This is a genomic window from Sphingobacterium sp. UBA865, assembly GCF_002295765.1.
Classification (GTDB): domain Bacteria; phylum Bacteroidota; class Bacteroidia; order Sphingobacteriales; family Sphingobacteriaceae; genus Sphingobacterium; species Sphingobacterium multivorum.
Window position 1 is genome coordinate 102638 of sequence record NZ_DBGB01000009.1, and the last position, 17830, is coordinate 120467.

Genomic DNA, 17830 nt, shown 5'->3' on the forward strand with positions numbered 1-17830 from the left:
ATTTTCAATTTTATGTGGTCAAAATGACCAATAATAGTTGCTTTATGTACGGGATACAAAGATAGCAATTTTTATTCAAAATCAGAATTGAAGATCGCTCGAATAATTAAATTAAAAATAGATGTTACCTTGGCTATCGATTGTCGTCTTTAATGTAGGCTGTGCTTTTGACTTGATTTCAATGCGATAGAAATTAATACTGTTTGAAAATACAATCTCATAATTTTTTTGCTCATTTATAATTTCAGGATATAATTTGCTTAACTCCTGAATTGACGTTGCATAACGTTTTTTATCGTTTCTATAGATCTGTTGCAGGTAAAAGATATTCCAGGTAACTTTTTCGAGCGCGAGGAATTGCTGGTCGATAGGTTGATGGTTTGCATCATCAACAAATTTTATATGTCCCCATCGCTCGGGGTAATGCATATTAACGAGGCCGATTGGAGACCATACCCAGTTCTCTTCAGCGAGCGTCTTACCCGTATTGTCTTTTCTCTTGCTGTAGGTGGTTTCGGTGTTGTCATAATGCCACTGAACGCGTGAGAAGTTTATCTTCCAGGTTTCATTTACTTTGATCTGATTTCCTTCGCCAAAGTATTTTAGACTTTTTACAGGTATTTTCATTTCCACAGTCCAAAATTCATCCTTGTCTTGTGGATTGTTGATGGACCCGGCATGATAGACTGCAGTTTCAATATCTTTTGTGTCCCAATTTAGATTAGCCCTACCGCCAAAGCGATAAGGTTTAGTCATCAAAAGATCCATAACTGTATTTAATGCATTTATTTCAATCTCTATATATTCCGGAGAGAATAGATTTGGCTTGAGAAAGATCTCAAAATCATTGTCATGATAGATGATTGTATCTTTCTGTCTTAAATATCCTTTGATATGAGGTTCTTGAAGCTTGGCAAAAAGATAAAGGTTTTCTTTATCCCAAAGCATCTTGACTTGCGTCTTAAAAGTAGGAACAGGCTTATTTAATCCCTCAATATCCTTAAAAGAGTCTGTCCATGGCGCTTTTGACCAGGAAGCCTCATCGTCCTTTCCGTCAATCGTGATTGCATCTGTTGCTGGGTGTACATAATAGGTTTCAGGGCGCGACTGTAACTGAAGAAATTCATTCAGATTCCGTTGTGCAAAAGTAAAGGTCGGATAGCTTATAAAAGCAAGGATAAAAGCTATAATTCTCATCAAGATACAGTTTGATTTTTAACGGCAGCAAAGTGAAGATGGAACAAAATTAGGATGTTTTTAACTATTGTGATCATCTACGATTCTACCTTTCAGATACGAAGCTAAAAGTAAGTAAAATGTTTTAGCGCGGCAAAGAGGAGGGTGTGATTTTAGGAAACAATATATAATTGTCCTAAATTTATTACAGAAGCAGTGGTTTGTATGACCTGCGTTTTGGAAGCTACGGGTGGTAGGGTATAAAAAAAGGCTTTGAATGATTTCAAAGCCTTTTTTTATGCCGTGGTAGTCGTAATTAGATTCTTTTCGATTTAATACGAGCAGCTTTACCAGTAAGGCCGCGTAAATAGAATAATTTCGCGCGACGAACTTTACCGTAGCTGTTTACTTCAATTTTTTCAATGTTTGGTGAGTTTACAGGGAAAATACGTTCAACACCTACACCGTTTGAGATTTTACGAACGGTAAAAGTAGCGTTAGCACCTTCGCTGTTTAATTGAATTACTACACCTTGGTACACCTGTACACGCTCCTTATTTCCTTCGCGAATTTTATAATGAACGCTGATGGTATCTCCAGCTTTGAAAGCGGGAATTTCATTCTTTACTACCGCTTGTTCTTCTACAAATTTTACTAAATCCATGATTTCGAGTAATTATTAACGATTTATATCCTGTAAAAATCGGAATGCAATATTACGACTTATTTTCTGAATATAAAAATACTTTTTTAAAAAACTATTGACTGATATTCAAATCGGATGCAAAGATATGAAAATGAAATGGATAATCTAAAGATATTTTGAATATTCCTTTGTAGGCTATATGGAAAGGGTTTTTGATTGCTAAATTCAATAGAATATATTCTTTTGATAAAAATATTATGCAATCAATCAGCTGTTTAGTGATTAATTTTCTATAGGGTGTTGACAAAGTCAAAAAATGATTCGATATTTGTGCCACACAAAACAANNTTCGAATCCTGCCACCCCGACTTAAAAGCTCTAACGAAAGTTAGAGCTTTTTTTGTATCCTCTTTTTATTCGTCCCGTAAGCTGTTTATAGGATTAGCTATGGCTGTTCGGATAGCCTGCCAACTTACTGTAATTAATGCGATGCCTATTGTTACTAGTCCCGCCAGCACAAACATCCACCATTGGATCTCGATGCGGTAAGCAAAGTCTTCCAGCCATTTGTTCATGGTTAGCCAGGCGATCGGCGAGGCGATTATCAAGGCAATTAATACGGGTTTTATAAAATCTCTGGACAGTAATGTAGTGACACCCGATACCGAAGCGCCAAGCACCTTGCGAATTCCGATCTCTTTGTTTCGTTTGGCAGCCGTAAATGAGGCTAAACCATAGAGGCCTAGGCACGCGATAAATATGGCCAATCCAGAAAAAAGACTGAGTATACGTTGTTGCCTAAGATCAGTTTTGTACAGCATATCGAATTTCTGGTCCAAAAAACTGTATTCAAACGGATATAATGGGGCTACTTTCCCAAATGCGGTTCTAATAGTTTTTAGGGCTGCAGGGAAATCTTTTGTGTTTAAGCGGATAAGGGCTACCCTTAGATCATCAGAAGGGGCAACAACTAATGCATCCATGTTTTCTTTTAGGGATAGGAAGTTAAAATCATCAATTACACCAATGATTGTCCGGGGGGATTGATCGCGGATCGTATTTTTTATCCATTTGCCAATGGCCTGTTCGGGAGTAAATCCAAGCATCGATGCTGCAGTACGATTGACTAATACAGCCCTAGTGGAGTCGGTCGGGTGTTGTATTGAAAAGTTTCGGCCTGCTATTATTTTGAGTTTCAACGTACTTACATAGTCAAAATCAGTGAACTCTGTCCTTGACTTCCACTTCTCACCGTTCTTTCCTTCGACCTCGAATGTGTGGCTATCGAAGAAGCCGCCCGGTTCACCGGACATAAAGGAGACCGATGCAATATCACTGCTCACAGATAATTCGTTTTTGAATGTACGAAGGTTGTTGTACAGTTCTTCATTGTCTATTGGAATAACCACAGTCTGTTGGTTGTCGTAGCCGAGCCCTAGTTCTTTTACATATTTCATCTGCTTGGAGATAATCAGTGTACCGATGATAAGTAAAATGGATATGCTGAATTGGAATACAACCAGCGTATGTCGGAACAGTGTGCCGCCCTTGCCGAAGCGCAATTTGCCTTTTAATGCCTGTATAGGGGAGAAGGTCGAAAGGTATAATGCGGGGTAACTTCCCGCTAATAGACCTACTATAATGATAACTGCAATCAAAAAAATATAGATCGGCCATGAATTCCATGGGACTGTTAGGCTGTATCCCAATAGTTGATTATATACAGGCATGAGTAGTTGCAACAGACACATGGCGAGTGCGCAGGATATGCTGGTTAATAAAATGGATTCTCCGATAAACTGTCCCATTAATTGAAGACGTCGAGCGCCAAGTACCTTTCTTAAACCAACTTCTTTTGATCGGTCAACTGCACGTATTGTTGAGAGATTCATGAAATTGATGCAGGCGATAATCAATATAAGTATGGCGATGGAAAGAAAAATGTAAATAACCTTTTTGTCGCCATGTTTTGCGCTGTCAAATGCGCTGTGGGATTCAAGATAGACGTCTCGTAGCGGTGTAAGCGCAAGATCAAAATGAATGCCCATATTGGTAGAAACTGCTTTCATATGCCTATTCATGAAATCAGGAAACTGCTTTTCCAATTGCCTAGCATCCTTATGTTCGTCAAGTAAGATGTAAGTGAATAAATTGTTGTTTTGCCAGGCTTTAAAGGGTTCGGTATCGAGATAATTGGATAAGGGGATAATGAGATCAAAATCCAGATGCGAATTGACCGGAAGATCTTTAGCGATCCCAGTAACGGTTAATTGTTTATTTTTATCAAGCTGTAGTATTTTACCGATGGGATTCTCATCTCCAAAATATTTTTTCGCAGTTTTTTCCGTTAATACAACACTTGTTGGATTTTTTAAAACAGTCATTGGATTTCCCTTGATGAGCGGAAAACTAAATAGTTCAAAGAAATCGTCATCTGCAATAAAGAGTTTCTTTTCATTGAATGCGATATTGCCAAAAGAGAATAACCCATTGGCAGGCATTACCCGTACAGCTTTTTTGATATCATCCGGATAATCGGTTATTAAGGCGGTGGCATAGGGTGCAGATAAATAAGGAGCGCGGTCTTTGGTGTTGTCAAAGCCACGCATGACCCGATAGATCCGGTCACCTTGGCTGTGAAACTTGTCGAAGCTAAACTGATTGGCGATAAACAGGAATATCATTGCGCAGACGGTGATGCCTATTGTTAAGCCAAGGATATTGATAAAGGAAAAAACCTTGTTCTTAATAAGGTTTCTCCAGGCGATTTGGAAATAGGTCTTTATCATACTTTTTGTTATAAGTGTTCATTCTGAACTTATGGTAATCAATCCCGTTGAAGGATAGGTTGATTTCTATTTTGAAAAAAATGTTCAATGGATCAATTTCAAAAAAGCGGCCAAAGGGCTAAAGTATTTTTAGTCAATAGATTGTATTCTTTCTTTTTGTGGTTAAAGTGTTTGGATTCGAACACTTCATGTTCATATTCGAACAGGCTACAGTGGGGAGGTCAAAAAGATTTTAATTGACAGGTGAGCGCTTGATCGAAGTGACAAATATTCGAAATAGCATTAGATTTGATGTATAAAGGAGAGCTATGTATCGTCAGGGCAAAGAGTATGTCGCAATATAACAACTTGTTAGTTTTATTTTATGTTTTTCATTTGCAAATAATTTGTAAGAAGCGTATATTTGTGCCACACAAAACAAAGGTGATACCTTTTCGGGGTGTAGCGTAGCCCGGTATCGCGCCACATTTGGGATGTGGAGGTCGTAGGTTCGAATCCTGCCACCCCGACTAGAAAAGCTCTAACGAAAGTTAGGGCTTTTTTTTGTTTCAGGGTAGGAAGGCGAACCTACGGCCTTTAGGGTGTTATTTAGATTGATCCGGAGGAAACTCAGTCAGGGCCAGCCAATCCCGCTATTTTAGCTAGCCAAGTGTTAACTTCGCTATTCAGGGCAGTCATGCTGGTTTTTAAAATTATTATGGATCGAAATCGATATGTGTTTTATATGTTTTGTAAATTATTTTACAATAAGTCAGCTTGTTAGGTGTTATGTAGAGAATATTTTTGAAAAAAACATATTTTTAATTTACTTTTGTGCCACACAAAACAAAGGNNGTTCGAATCCTGCCACCCCGACCAAGAAGCCTACAAAGGCGGTCAAAACCCCTCTAATCGTATGATTTGAGGGGTTTTTCTTTTTTTCTTACCCCAATTTGTTCAAGTAAAACCAAAGAAAATGAGACCTATTCGGTTACCCATTTTCTATACCTAATTTTGGGTCACCGAAATGGGTCCAAATATCTAAAAATCAGCTTTTTGTGCTTGTTTGTTTTGTTGCTTTTTGTAGTCGTTTGATACAGGGTTTTAACCGATTGAAGACCCTTTTCATATCAAACCCAAGCAAATAGCACCAAAACACTGATATGCAACCATTAAAGTTAGTTGATATGAAAACACAAAATTGCACATTCGGGGTTATCTTTTACCTCAAGAAGCAGAAAACAACAGCACAGGGAACAGCACCTATCTACGCAAGGGTAACGGTGAACGGCAAACGCACGGAAATATCCGTCAAACGTTCCATAGCCGTATCGGGATGGGATGCCAAAAAAGGATTGGCAAGGGGTAGCCGTGAGGAAACGGCGGAACTTAACCGATTCCTTGCACGTTTCAAGGCGAAAATCATTGATACCTATCAAGAGACGGTACTATCGGGAAGTATAGTAGACGGTGCTGTCATCCGTGAACGGGTAACGGGGTCTGCACAGTCGGGGCGGACACTCGGCAGTCTGATTGAGTACCATAACAAGGAACAGGAAAGCAAACTTGCCTACGGTACAATGAAGAACTACTATACCACACAAAGCTATATCAAACGCTTTCTAAAAGAGAAGTACCGCCGTACAGATATAGCCATTTTAGAACTGAATTATTCGTTTATATCCGATTTTGAATATTACCTGCGGAATTACAAACCGAAAGACCACCATAGACCGCTGAACAACAACGGCATCATGAAACACATCGAGCGTTTACGTAAAATGGTCAATATGGCGGTTACAATGGACTGGCTTGCAAAAGACCCCTTTGCCAAGTTTAGGAAACACTTTGACAAAGTGGAACGCAAAAGCTTAACAAAACAGGAACTTGACAAACTCGAAAACAAAAGGTTTAGGGTCGAGCGTTTGCAACAAGTATTGGATATGTTCCTTTTTAGCTGTTATACAGGGCTTGCGTATATAGACCTTGCGGAACTCACGCCCGACAATATAATCACGGGCATAGATGGTGACCTATGGATATATACAAGCAGGGCAAAGACGGACACAAGTGTCCGCATTCCCTTATTGCCAAAAGCAAGGGCACTGATGGAAAAATACCGAGAAGACCCGAGGTCAATAAGCAACGGTACGGTATTCCCTATTATCTCCAATCAGCGGATGAACGGCTACCTAAAGGAAATAGCAGAGCTATGCGAAATAAGTACAGACCTTACGTTCCATATCGCACGGCATACCTTTGCCACTACGGTCACATTGAGCAACGGCGTACCTATTGAATCGGTGAGCAAGATGCTCGGGCACACGAGCATCCGAACCACACAGATTTATGCCAAAGTGGTCGAACACAAGTTAAGTGAGGATATGCAGAACCTAAGGGAGCGCATGGCATCGGGAAGCTGAAAGACCAGTGTTTCCCCAAGAACCCCTCAAATTCAGTATATTTGTTAGAGACAGTGCTTTTTGTACTGTCTCTTTTATTGTTTCAAACGTCCAAAAATTGATAGCTATGCGAGATACCTATTTTAAGACACGCCGACCGTTCAGCAGAAGAAAACACCGATATGACATCGGTAGCCCTATCGGCTTTTGGAATTACTACGATGACAACCATTTTCTTACACGGCTGTATGTCATTGGCAACGAGGAACAGGAGCAGTATTATAATTATCACATGGAGTATGCCGTAAGCACGGGCAAATGTACCGAAGCCGAGTTTTACGCACACGTAAGGGAGATAGTTGCCGACCATATCGAAGCTATCAGAAAGGAATCCCCTTTTTCACGTAAGCACGGACGTAACCGTGTCAATCTCAAATGCCTGCGCATATTCCGAGACTATCTTATATCCATAAATACCTATGGATACCGTGACCCCGTAGACATTACCATTACACGTTATGATATGGAGATTGCCTTGCTGAAAAAGGAACTTGCAAAGAAGAACAAAGAGCTTGAAGAGTTAAAGATTTATGAAAGCGAATATAAAGTGAAGATAACAAACGGATATTTGAGTGCTTTTATCGACCTCATGCACCAATTTCCCGAAATCAGAATCCCGACCAAAGACGGCACACGTCTTTTGAGTGCATCTACCGATACCGTATGGGCGAAGATGATATGTAAATATTTCCAACACGGAGACAAAGCACTCAACATTGAAACCATAAGGAGCAGGTTTACTTCCGATAAAGAAAAACCAAACACTAAATACCGTCCTATAAGGGATAAGGATAAGATTTTCAAGATTGTATCTAACGAAGATTAACACCTATTATACACATCCAAAGTTGACCAAATGCCTATAATGGTCATCCTTTGAACAGCTTTCTCCCATTCCTTTGTACCAAAAGCGGACTGAAACATACCGTTTGTTTCCGTCCGCATGGTAACAGATTTTTTAACGATAACACAAAGGAGGAAAGATGAACGTAGAGCTTATCACGAGGAACGACCTCGAAAAATTCAAAAAGGAACTGTTCGAGGAAATCAGAAAGCACAGTCCCCACCCACGTAAACACGTACATGAGCCGAGGGCATGGCTCAAAAGCTATGAGGTACGTAAGTTGCTCGGCATATCCGCAGGCACGCTCCAAAATTTACGGGTAAACGGTACATTGCCGTACAAGAAAATCGGCGGACTGATGTACTACAAGTACGAGGACATCCAAAGGCTGATGGAGGGAGGGGAAGATGGGGAATAACATCTGCAAAACAGCATTACGGGTGCAAGCACCCGACCAAAAGCAGGGTGTCCGTCGGAAAGAACAGCGGAAAGATTGCAGGCAAGACCGACCATTCGCAGTCAGTTCTCCAAAGGTAAACCTTTGTCGCCCTGTAGGGAGCAAGTTTATTTTTTTGCAATGCAAAAAACCGTTCCCCCACGCTCTGCGGAGTGGGGAACGGCGGATGCTCCCGATGGTCGCAGTCCGTAAACTTGGGGAGGTTTGCCAATGAAAAAATTGGCAAAAGAAAAAGAAACGGACGGAAAAAAACGCACACGGGGACGACCTAAAAAAGCCATCACCCGTAGCGTTTCTCTGGTCGTCCGCTTGACCCCTACCGAACGGCTCGCCATTGTGGGCAGGGCAAAGAGTGCAGGAATGGTCGTAAGCGAATGGTTCAGAAAGACCGCCAGGACGGCGGTCATAATACCGAGACTTTCAAGGGAGGAAGCCAGCTACCTGCGTACCCTGTCGGGCATGGCAAACAATCTCAACCAATTGACCAAGTTGGCGCATACGGACGGACTTGTGTCAATCCTAACGGATCTGCGCAGGTTACTTGGCGAAGTGGAACGTTTAATGGAAAGGATTGGTAAAGATGATAGCTAAACTAATCGTAGGCAAGAGTTTCGGCGGATGTGTCCGCTACCTATTGGAGCGTGAACAATCAAAGGTTTTGGACTCGGCAGGCGTAAGGGATTACGGCACCAAGACCATCATTGCTGACCTCAATGCCCAACGCAAGATGCGCCCACAGCTTGGCAATGCCGTAGGGCATACCGTGCTAAGTTGGAGCAACGAGGACAGGGAAAAGCTCACGGTGGAGAAAATGGAACAGCACGCAAGGGAGTACATGGAAAAGATGGGTATCAAGAATACCCAATATGTGACCGTACTGCATTCGGACAAGGAACATCCGCACCTGCATATCGTCTATAACCGAGTGGACAACGATGGAAAGACGATGGGCAATTTCAACCATTGGCACAAGAGCCGAAAGATATGCAGGGAGATGACCGAGTGTTACGGTTACCATCTCGGTAAGGGCAAGGCAAAGGTAAACAGGCAGGCATTGCGTGGCAACGACAAATTACGCTATGCCATACATGATGCCCTTAAATCCGTCATGGCAAAAGCCACATCATGGAAGCAGGTCGAAACGATGCTTGCAAAACATGGTGTCGGCATCCATTACAAGTACCGTAGCGGAACAAATGAAGTGCAGGGCATTTCGTTTGAAAAGGACGGGGTGAAATTCAAAGGTTCGGCGATTGACCACAAGTTCAGTTTTGCAAACATGGAGAAACAGCTAAATGAAAACCGAGCAATGGAAGCCACCCAACCGATTACGGACAGCAGTCCGCTTGCCGAACAGATTAGGGAGATACTGCAACAGCCACAGCGGTCGCAGACATACGAACCGCAGGGATTGGGATTGCTCGGAGACTTATTGAACATTCCCGCTTCGATAGAACCCGAACCCGAAAGCATGAGCGATGCGGAAAGGCGCAGGAGAAAAAGGAAAAAACAGGAAGTACAGTCAAGGGGAATATCACGATAAACAAAAAAGAAAATGAACGAACAGGAATTATTGGTCATACTGAAAGACACACAGGAAGCATTGGTGCAAGTGGGTAAACGCTTGAAAAAAATGGAAGAAGATAAACCCGAAAGCAAGGATTATTCGGCAGAATTGGCGGATATAGGCAAGAAGTTGGACAATAAAATAACAGAGGAAACGCTTGTCGGTATGAAAGCATCCATCCTAAAGCACGCTAAGGCAACCGATAGCCTTGTCACCGCTTTGGAGGAACAGAGGAAAGCAATAAGTGAAATGCCAAACCGTATAAAGGTAAATGTGGAGCATCGTATTACAGGGCGACAACGACCATATATCATTACGGGGGCAATTGTTGTGGTTGTATCTGTTTTTTCTCTTTTCGTCAGCTTTCAGCTTTGGCGGTCAAACTCGGAATTGCAGGACAGCGATATTAAAACCCGCATGGTAAGGTTGTTTTATCCCGATGTATCGTTGGATGTTGATTCTATCTACAATAGCAATCCCAAAGAACTTAAGCTATGGGTGAAGCAGGAGGAAGAAAGATTACTTGCGATTAGGAAAGCCGAAGAAAATGCAAAGCAGTCCACCGAGCAGGCAGAACGGGCGAATGAAATGATAAAAAGACTAAAAAAGCAGGGCGATAATGATTTAAAATGAATACTTTTGCAAAATATCATTTGCAACAAATCAACACAGTGGCACTAATTGAAACAAACGACCTAACCTTCGCTTTTAACAATGGAGACGATGTTTTAAAGAATATAAACCTTAACGTTGAGAAAGGTTCTATTTATGGATTCTTGGGGCCAAACGGCTCAGGAAAAACTACAACTATTCGGTTACTTTTGGGACTTTTACCAAACCTAAAAAATAATATTCAGTTATTCGGACAAAATCTCAAAGACAATAGAATTGAAATCCTATCAAAAATTGGGGCATTAATTGAGCAACCTTCACTATATGACCATCTTTCTGGTTTTGATAATTTGGAAATTACACGGAAGGTCAGGAGCATAAGCAAAAGTCGAGTTGATGAGACACTTAAAATAGTGGGTTTAAAATCAGCAGCTCAAAAAAAAGTAAAGGAATATTCTTTGGGAATGAAACAACGGTTAGGGCTTGCCGTAGCGTTGCTTTCCGAACCTGAATTACTGATTTTAGATGAACCGGTAAATGGTTTAGATCCAAATGGAATCATTGAAATCAGGGAATTACTTCTAAAACTAAACAAAGAAAATGGAACCACCATTTTTCTGTCAAGCCATTTACTATCTGAAATTGAAAAAATAGTTACACATTTAGGCGTTCTGAGTAAAGGAAAGTTAGTTTTCCAAGGCAAGTACAATGATGTTAAAGAACTTCAAAAAAAATCGGCGATTATCCATATCCAGACGAGTAATAATGAAAAATCCTTTGATGTCCTTTCTAATCTTTATGTCCCTGTATTTTCGGAAAATTTGCAAATACAGCTTCCATATCAAAGCAAAGAGCAAATTGCTGATGTATGCAGATTGTTGGTTGGAAACAACATTGATATTTTTAGGATGCAGATAGAAAATAGTAACCTCGAAGAAATCTTTCTAAAAATAACTGGAAATTAAATGAAGAACGTATTAAAGGGAATAAGTACTGAATTTATAAAATCGAAAAATACATTTGTTTCTTGGTTGGTAATTCTCGGGGCAGCATTTATACCGCTTTTTGTCTCATTTGGTTTTTTAATCAAATGGGAGCAGTTGATACCCGAACAAGGGAAGAATCCATGGGATGATTTTACTGAAATGTCATGGAGAGGAATGGGGTTTTTGTATACACCATTTTTTGTTGTACTATTAATAAGCCTGTTTCTTAATATTGAACACAAAAGCAATACATGGAAACACATTTTCACATTGCCTATTTCTAAGGGCACTATTTATTTCAATAAACTCATAACGCTGCTTATTTTTATTGTTTTCTTCTATATGCTGTACGTTCCATTTTGGGTGGGGTGTGGTTTTTTTGTCGGAATGATAAAACCAGCATTACAGTTGACAAAAAATACACCTGACTATGTGTCGATGATAAACTTATGTTTCCATTCATTTATTGCATCACTTGGAATAGTCGGTATACATTTTTGGTTGAGCTTACGCTTTAAAAACATGATAATCCCAATAGCTATTGCGGTTTTAGGTGGAATAATATGGGTAGCATTGTATCAGGGAAGAGCTGAACAAATAATTTATTTCCCATATGCATATAATTACTCAACGATAAACCCACCAAATTGGGTGTCATCTAAAATGTTTGGCATCTTTCCCCAACACGAAATATTCAGCATTGCATATTTTGTCATATTTACCATTTTAAGTTATCGTTATTTTAAAACGGACTTTAAAGATAATTGAGCGTCTAAAAAAGAAAAGATATAAAACAAAAAATTGTAAGGCTTAGAAGAATTAACCGGAATAATTACCCAACTCTTATTTTCGGACTGCGAAACCCCACCGCTTATGGCCGTGGCTGTTCTCGCTTTGGCTGTTTACGGTGAATAACTGATGTGCCATACAAGGTTTTCCTTTCTTTCGCCAGCTGATAAAGTTTGTAGCTGATTGTTGTCGCTTGTGATTTGCAGAACGTTTGGATTAGCGGTAAGCCACAACAAAAAACTGTATCTCATAGAATAGTTAGCCATTGAAAATAAATATGGTTATTTTTGGTGTAATTTTAAACAGCAGTATATATGCCGGAGCAGCAGAACATAGAGTATAAAGAGAGTTGGCACGATGAATATCTTAAGTGGGTTTGCGGTTTTGCAAATGCACAAGGTGGGGTGATTTATATCGGGAAAGACGATAACGGGAATGTTGTGGGATTGAAAGACTATAAAAAGCTGATGGACGATATTCCCAACAAGATACGTAATGCAATGGGGATAACCGTTGAGGTTAATTTACACGAGCAAACGGGGAATCATTTTATTGAGATTATTACGCACCCTTATTCCGTTCCTATCTCATGGCGTGGTCGGTATTATTACCGTAGCGGAAGCACCAAACAAGAATTGACGGGCAACGCCCTAAATGAATTTCTGTTGAAGAAATCCGGCAAAACGTGGGATGATGTGATTGAACCACGAGCAACATTTGACGATATTGATGAAAATACCTTTTTTGCATTTTTGCGAATGTCGAACGAAAAAGGACGAATGCCCGAAACTGACGGCTTAACAATAGAACAGGCATTTGATAAATTATTGCTAACCGAAAATGGACAACTGAAACGTGCTTCAATCATTTTGTTCGGAAAAAATCCTGCAAGATTTTATCCAAATACATTTGTAAAAGTCGGCTATTTCAAAGGGAATGATATTTTGTTTCACGATGTAGTCGAGGGGAATTTGGTTACGTTGTTGCGTGAAGTTTCTAATTTGTTAAATTTCAAATATTTTACCAAGAAAATTCATTTTGAGGGTTTGTACCGCATAGAAACAGGCGAATATCCTGCACCTGCCATTCGTGAAATGCTGTTGAACGCCTTGATACATCGCAACTATATGGGTTCAATGACTCAAATTCGTATTTATGACGACAGTATCAATATTTGGAATGACGGAACTTTGCCCGTAGGAATAAATTCCGAAATTTTAAAAAAGCCACACCGTTCAAATCCCCGTAATCCGCTAATTGCCGATGTTTGTTTCAAAGGCGGGCTGATTGACAGTTGGGGAAGTGGAACAATTCGCATTATTGAAACCTGTAAACAGGCAAATTTACCCGAACCTGAACTTATTGAACAAGAGGGCGGATTTTCGGTAACGCTTTTCAAAAATAGTTTGACAGCAGAACAACTTGCTAAACTTGGCTTGAATGACCGTCAATTAAAAGCCGTTGAGTATGTGAAAGAGAAAGGGAAGATTACGAATAAAGAGTATCAAGAATTGAATGATACTACCGACAGAACGGCATTACGAGATATAGAAACTCTTATTACATTGGGAGTGCTTAGACGGGTTGGGGAGAAAAAAGGAGCTTATTACGAATTGGTTATTTGACGATTATGTCGTGAATCTAGCGGATAAATGTCGGAAATGTCGGAAATATGTCGGATAACTCCGCTGTATTAACAATATGTTAAATCAGGGTCTCCATTAATAACGCCAATAGCGTCATGATAAAGCCAGAATGAAGCCAAGTGTTTTCCCCTCGCTCATTAGTGGCTTGCGAAACCCCTCCGCTCTTGTCCTGCACTGTTCTCGCTTTTGGCTGTTTACGGGATTGGTTTGGCGACCTAATTCTATAGAAAAAGGATTGTTATTATCGGGGGAGTTTCGTATCTTTATGGTAACAAAGTAAATTGACTGATTGGAAAAGGTTCTGTCAAGAGAACTCAAAAGCCTACAAAGTAGGATACATTAAATGAGACCTATTCGGTTACCTCTCTTGACAGGTCACTTGCTAACAATAATATAATCAACGATTTAGGAGAGTGGTGGAAAATCCTGCCACCCCGACTAGAAAAGCTCTAACGAAAGTTAGGGCTTTTTTTGTTTCAGGGCAGGGTGCGAACGTACGACCTTTTAAGATATTAGTAGGTTCGATCCGTAGGAGGCTCAGGGGGGGTGTTTGGGGAAAGTGCGGCTGAGTCAATCCTGCCACCCCGATAAAATCCACTGGTAATCAGTGGCTTTTTCTATTTTTGGATATATTTCGGACAAATTTCCCTTGTTTTTTAAAGCTTGTAAAGTTAAGAAAAGTGGGATTCATGATACACGTACTTAAATATCCACCAATAGCACACGGTGCTGACCTAAACCTTAAACTTATTTTTCTCAGCGAAGGGTTTCTTCCAAAAATGCTTTCCAGAGGATAAAACCTCTTTCTGGATCGCTGTAGTCATGAAGGATGCGATTAAATCTTTCGGGAGTATGGTTTTCTAAGAAAGCCTGTCTACCTTTTTCACGAATAATCTGCAGATCTTTATCTATCATCGCAACAGCGTCTTTCAAGACGGTTTTATTTTTATCTGTGTGCCAGATATAAGTCGCCTCCTCCGTATCTAAGGTTTCAAGGATGATGTGGTACTGGCTCTCTCCGGATAGAAGAAATACAAATGCAAAGGGACTAAGCACGAATCTAATCTTCATAATACTGCTCTGGTGGTGATCGGCTAAGAATTGAACTTGACGAGAGTGTTTGTATTTTCGTAAATTAAGGATTTCAGAAAGTAACTCTTCGGCGTTTTGATATACAGTATCGCCATTCTGTAACTGATCTGAAGTCAAAATATTTTGTTTTTGCAAAGGTAGCTTGCCTAATAGTCCCTTGTTCAGAAACTGGAATTTCACACCTTCTACAATTTCTTTATTTATTCGTTCTATATCATCGGAAGTAGCGATTTGCGCGACCAGTTTTCCGTATTCAAATTCAGCGTTTAACTGAACGTTGATGTTTTTAGATTTCAGTATCTTGATAAAGTAAGGTTTTAATACCTCAAACTCAGGCCTAATCTCCAAATTTTCGATTTGAAATTCCAAAACCGTATGCATCTCTTCTACTTTATAAGTGAAGACCACATGGCCATAATGAAACGATAGATCCTCAATGGGTATCTTGGTACTTTTTTCTAAGGTAAATAAATGACCTATTTGAGACTGGTAATCCATCGTTGGTTCATCAAAAAGTGTAGCTTGTTTGGTGATTTTACGATAATAGATATTCCGTTTTAGAAACATCTTGTCTAGATAATCGATCTGTACATCCCGATAGTCGTATATAGTTGGATTGATCTCGGATCGCTGCACCCGACCGATGTATTGAATCAATTTTCCATGGAAAGCAAAGGGATAGGCCAAAAGTAGTGTGCTGATATGCTGAATATCCGAACCTTCGCCAAAATACTGACCTGTCGTAATTAGTACTTGAAAATTCCCTTCTGATAATGTTTTCCATTTCGCTTTCTTACTGCTGTCTGAATCATCTCCGCTGAGCGTTATGGTTTCATAATTTGATTTTAGCAATAGATTCAGCGTCTCGATATGTTCTTTTCTTTCGGTAATTATAACTGCCTTTTTTCCTTGGTTTAGCTCGGCGGATACATCGTTTACTATTAATCGGTTTCTTGCTGTATCATGAATTAGAATTTGGGAAAGTGTTTCGAAACTGTCGGTTTTAGAATTATAGGGAACATGGAGTGTGGTATTCCGTACGATGATATTTGCCCTTTTGTAATCTTCAATTTCCTCTGGTCGGATTTCTGTAATGATATCACCGAGATAGGTGAAGATCAATTTATCATCATTATATTTCCGAAAAGGAGTCGCTGTGAGACCGTAGCAATAAACACTGTTTAGTTTTCCGACGGTGGTACGATAAGATTCCGCCGGAATATGATGACACTCGTCGATTAAGATCGCGCCAAATTTGTCCTGAATTGTTTCAATATGTTTTGGAAGACTTTGTATCGTTGCAACGGTTATTTTATCAGCACCCAATTTTGCTTTTCCCTGGCCTATAATCCCAATTTCTTTCTTCGGTATCCCTAGGAATGATTCGATACGTTCTATCCATTGATCTAACAGCTGTTTACGATGCACGACAATAAGTGCAGGTTGTTGTTTGTCTGCAATAATCTTCAAGCCAATAACAGTTTTTCCTGTTCCTGGTGGAGCAACGATCACACCGAAATCCTTTTTTTCTACTGCGGCGACAGCATTGGTCTGATGCTTTCGCAATGCGGCATTAAAAGAGAATTGGATTGCCGGGAGTTCGTGTCTATTATCAACAAAGTCATGTGCTACCTGTGTTTCTCTGCAGAATCGCAGTATTTTCCCAATAAACCCTCTTGGGATGAGGATTTCATTTTCCGTTTCTTCAATTAATTTAAAAAATCTTGGCGTGTCGAAAGTGCTTCTCCCTGACTTTTTCTTGATGATAAAGGCTGAATTAGCAAAATTAAGTTGCTCCTTCAAAAAATTGATGAGTACAAATGGTATAGCGTGACTATTTATACGGATCGAATTGCTCAGGGCGATTTTAAGTTTTCCATCAACAACGGGTACATAGCTTTCTTTACTTCCTCTTGTTTGATTGAACAGCTCCTCTAGGTAATCCAAACTCACTCTTTTAATTTCTTTTAAATATGCAATTTGATCAGGAAATGGATCTATCGTTTTGGGATCGATAAAGGAACTGTTGCCATTCTGTACAGCAGGTGAAAATAAGGGCATTGCAATTAGATTTCCTAAACCTTTGCCAGACAGGTAATCTTGATTTGGAAACAAACGGTCAAAGCTGGAGCTTTTATCAAATGGCGAGAATGCACCGCATCCTTCTAAGATATGTATAAATAACTTACGACTTTTGGCTGCTGGATAAGGGCTTTCAAAGAAAATCCAGACATGTGCGCCATTGCCGGAACGGGACCGTTCAAGATAAGCAGGGATATTTTTAGCGGTACATGATTCGAGAAATTTCAAAGCCTGTTGTTGCCAATCGGATTTATCGAAATCAGCTACTAAAAACCAAGAAGTGTTATCTTGCAACAGTGGGTAAATTCCGATCTGCTGAAGGCCGTTAAGATGTTTCGTAATTTCTATTTCTGACAATGGCAGGTAGCTTTTGTGGGCATAGCTTTGAAAAGTACCGCCATTAGCTTTATGTAGTCGATAATGGTATGGGTCATAGCTATAGGCCGGCATGTACCCGCCTTTACTTCCCTTCTCCCAGCGTAAAGCAAATACGTCTTCGCGACCTCTAAAAAGGTTGAGAAGATAGATTATGTCCTCGTTAGTGAATTCCACTTGTTTTTATTTTGGTATTAAGATAAGTGAATTAGAATATACATCTTAAAAATATTAATAATCTGGAACACTTTCGTTTATTCAAAGTGACTATTGAGATTTGATATCAAGCGTTGTTTTTTGAATAATTGTTACTTATCTTTACCAATCG

General features: G+C 39.9%; 14 protein-coding genes and 1 tRNA gene. 10 read left to right on the forward strand and 5 right to left on the reverse strand.

Annotated elements, in window-relative coordinates:
* Window positions 1-111 precede the first annotated feature (111 nt).
* From B2O97_RS03290 to B2O97_RS03300, 3 genes are all read right to left on the reverse strand, one after another.
* On the reverse strand, window positions 112-1197 hold the full coding sequence (locus B2O97_RS03290) for a carbohydrate-binding family 9-like protein (protein ID WP_070563028.1): 1086 nt from the start codon (window positions 1195-1197) through the stop codon (window positions 112-114).
* Between the two features lie 295 nt (window positions 1198-1492).
* Complete coding sequence (rplS, locus tag B2O97_RS03295) at window positions 1493-1840, reverse strand: 50S ribosomal protein L19 (RefSeq protein ID WP_046671854.1); 348 nt, start codon at window positions 1838-1840, stop codon at window positions 1493-1495.
* A 395-nt stretch (window positions 1841-2235) separates the two neighbouring features.
* A complete protein-coding gene (locus tag B2O97_RS03300; RefSeq protein WP_070563022.1) occupies window positions 2236-4611 on the reverse strand; it encodes an ABC transporter permease in 2376 nt (791 codons plus the stop codon).
* A 435-nt stretch (window positions 4612-5046) separates the two neighbouring features.
* On the opposite strand from B2O97_RS03300, the gene B2O97_RS03305 reads away from it, so the two are divergent.
* The 4 genes from B2O97_RS03305 to B2O97_RS03320 all read left to right on the forward strand — a co-directional run bounded on the left by B2O97_RS03305 (window position 5047) and on the right by B2O97_RS03320 (window position 8314).
* A tRNA-Pro gene (locus B2O97_RS03305) sits at window positions 5047-5120 on the forward strand.
* 657 nt (window positions 5121-5777) lie between these two features.
* Window positions 5778-7013, forward strand: coding sequence for a site-specific integrase (locus B2O97_RS03310; protein ID WP_115047460.1), 1236 nt, complete (start codon window positions 5778-5780; stop codon window positions 7011-7013).
* A gap of 106 nt (window positions 7014-7119) precedes the next feature.
* Window positions 7120-7878, forward strand: coding sequence for a hypothetical protein (locus tag B2O97_RS03315; protein ID WP_115047458.1), 759 nt, complete (start codon window positions 7120-7122; stop codon window positions 7876-7878).
* A 157-nt stretch (window positions 7879-8035) separates the two neighbouring features.
* On the forward strand, window positions 8036-8314 hold the full coding sequence (locus tag B2O97_RS03320; RefSeq protein WP_115047457.1) for a helix-turn-helix domain-containing protein: 279 nt from the start codon (window positions 8036-8038) through the stop codon (window positions 8312-8314).
* Between the two features lie 146 nt (window positions 8315-8460).
* On the opposite strand, the gene B2O97_RS03325 is transcribed toward B2O97_RS03320, so the two are convergent.
* The gene (locus B2O97_RS03325; RefSeq protein ID WP_286766930.1) at window positions 8461-8688 is read right to left on the reverse strand and encodes a hypothetical protein; all 228 of its coding nucleotides are present in this window, start codon (window positions 8686-8688) and stop codon (window positions 8461-8463) included.
* A gap of 1 nt (window position 8689) precedes the next feature.
* On the opposite strand from B2O97_RS03325, the gene B2O97_RS03330 reads away from it, so the two are divergent.
* The 6 genes from B2O97_RS03330 (at window position 8690) to B2O97_RS03355 (ending at window position 13932) form a co-directional block, all read left to right on the forward strand.
* Window positions 8690-8944 (forward strand): plasmid mobilization protein, encoded by a 255-nt coding sequence (locus tag B2O97_RS03330; protein ID WP_286766931.1) that lies wholly within the window; start codon window positions 8690-8692, stop codon window positions 8942-8944.
* A complete protein-coding gene (locus B2O97_RS03335; protein WP_286766932.1) occupies window positions 8934-9896 on the forward strand; it encodes a relaxase/mobilization nuclease domain-containing protein in 963 nt (320 codons plus the stop codon). The genes B2O97_RS03330 and B2O97_RS03335 overlap by 11 nt, the downstream gene beginning before the upstream one ends.
* Window positions 9897-9908: 12 nt before the next feature.
* Window positions 9909-10553 carry a hypothetical protein gene (locus B2O97_RS03340; RefSeq protein ID WP_115047451.1) on the forward strand — a complete coding sequence of 215 codons (645 nt, stop codon included), beginning with the start codon at window positions 9909-9911 and terminating at the stop codon, window positions 10551-10553.
* Window positions 10550-11497, forward strand: coding sequence for an ATP-binding cassette domain-containing protein (locus B2O97_RS03345; RefSeq protein WP_115047449.1), 948 nt, complete (start codon window positions 10550-10552; stop codon window positions 11495-11497). The genes B2O97_RS03340 and B2O97_RS03345 overlap by 4 nt, the downstream gene beginning before the upstream one ends.
* Entirely contained in the window at window positions 11498-12286 is a 789-nt protein-coding gene (locus B2O97_RS03350) for an ABC transporter permease (protein WP_115047447.1), read from the forward strand.
* Between the two features lie 335 nt (window positions 12287-12621).
* Entirely contained in the window at window positions 12622-13932 is a 1311-nt protein-coding gene (locus tag B2O97_RS03355; protein ID WP_115047445.1) for an ATP-binding protein, read from the forward strand.
* Window positions 13933-14709: 777 nt separating this feature from the next.
* On the opposite strand, the gene B2O97_RS03360 is transcribed toward B2O97_RS03355, so the two are convergent.
* Window positions 14710-17679, reverse strand: a complete 2970-nt coding sequence (locus B2O97_RS03360) for a DEAD/DEAH box helicase (RefSeq protein WP_070563020.1) — start codon at window positions 17677-17679, stop codon at window positions 14710-14712.
* Window positions 17680-17830: the final 151 nt, after the last annotated feature.

Bases quoted from the DNA above. Each gene is read 5' to 3' on its own strand.
- B2O97_RS03290 (WP_070563028.1), bottom strand. From the start codon at position 1,197: ATGAGAATTATAGCTTTTATCCTTGCTTTTATAAGCTATCCGACCTTT.
- rplS (WP_046671854.1), bottom strand. From the start codon at position 1,840: ATGGATTTAGTAAAATTTGTAGAAGAACAAGCGGTAGTAAAGAATGAA.
- B2O97_RS03300 (WP_070563022.1), bottom strand. From the start codon at position 4,611: ATGATAAAGACCTATTTCCAAATCGCCTGGAGAAACCTTATTAAGAAC.
- B2O97_RS03310 (WP_115047460.1), top strand. From the start codon at position 5,778: ATGAAAACACAAAATTGCACATTCGGGGTTATCTTTTACCTCAAGAAG.
- B2O97_RS03315 (WP_115047458.1), top strand. From the start codon at position 7,120: ATGCGAGATACCTATTTTAAGACACGCCGACCGTTCAGCAGAAGAAAA.
- B2O97_RS03320 (WP_115047457.1), top strand. From the start codon at position 8,036: ATGAACGTAGAGCTTATCACGAGGAACGACCTCGAAAAATTCAAAAAG.
- B2O97_RS03325 (WP_286766930.1), bottom strand. From the start codon at position 8,688: ATGGCGAGCCGTTCGGTAGGGGTCAAGCGGACGACCAGAGAAACGCTA.
- B2O97_RS03335 (WP_286766932.1), top strand. From the start codon at position 8,934: ATGATAGCTAAACTAATCGTAGGCAAGAGTTTCGGCGGATGTGTCCGC.
- B2O97_RS03340 (WP_115047451.1), top strand. From the start codon at position 9,909: ATGAACGAACAGGAATTATTGGTCATACTGAAAGACACACAGGAAGCA.
- B2O97_RS03345 (WP_115047449.1), top strand. From the start codon at position 10,550: ATGAATACTTTTGCAAAATATCATTTGCAACAAATCAACACAGTGGCA.
- B2O97_RS03350 (WP_115047447.1), top strand. From the start codon at position 11,498: ATGAAGAACGTATTAAAGGGAATAAGTACTGAATTTATAAAATCGAAA.
- B2O97_RS03355 (WP_115047445.1), top strand. From the start codon at position 12,622: ATGCCGGAGCAGCAGAACATAGAGTATAAAGAGAGTTGGCACGATGAA.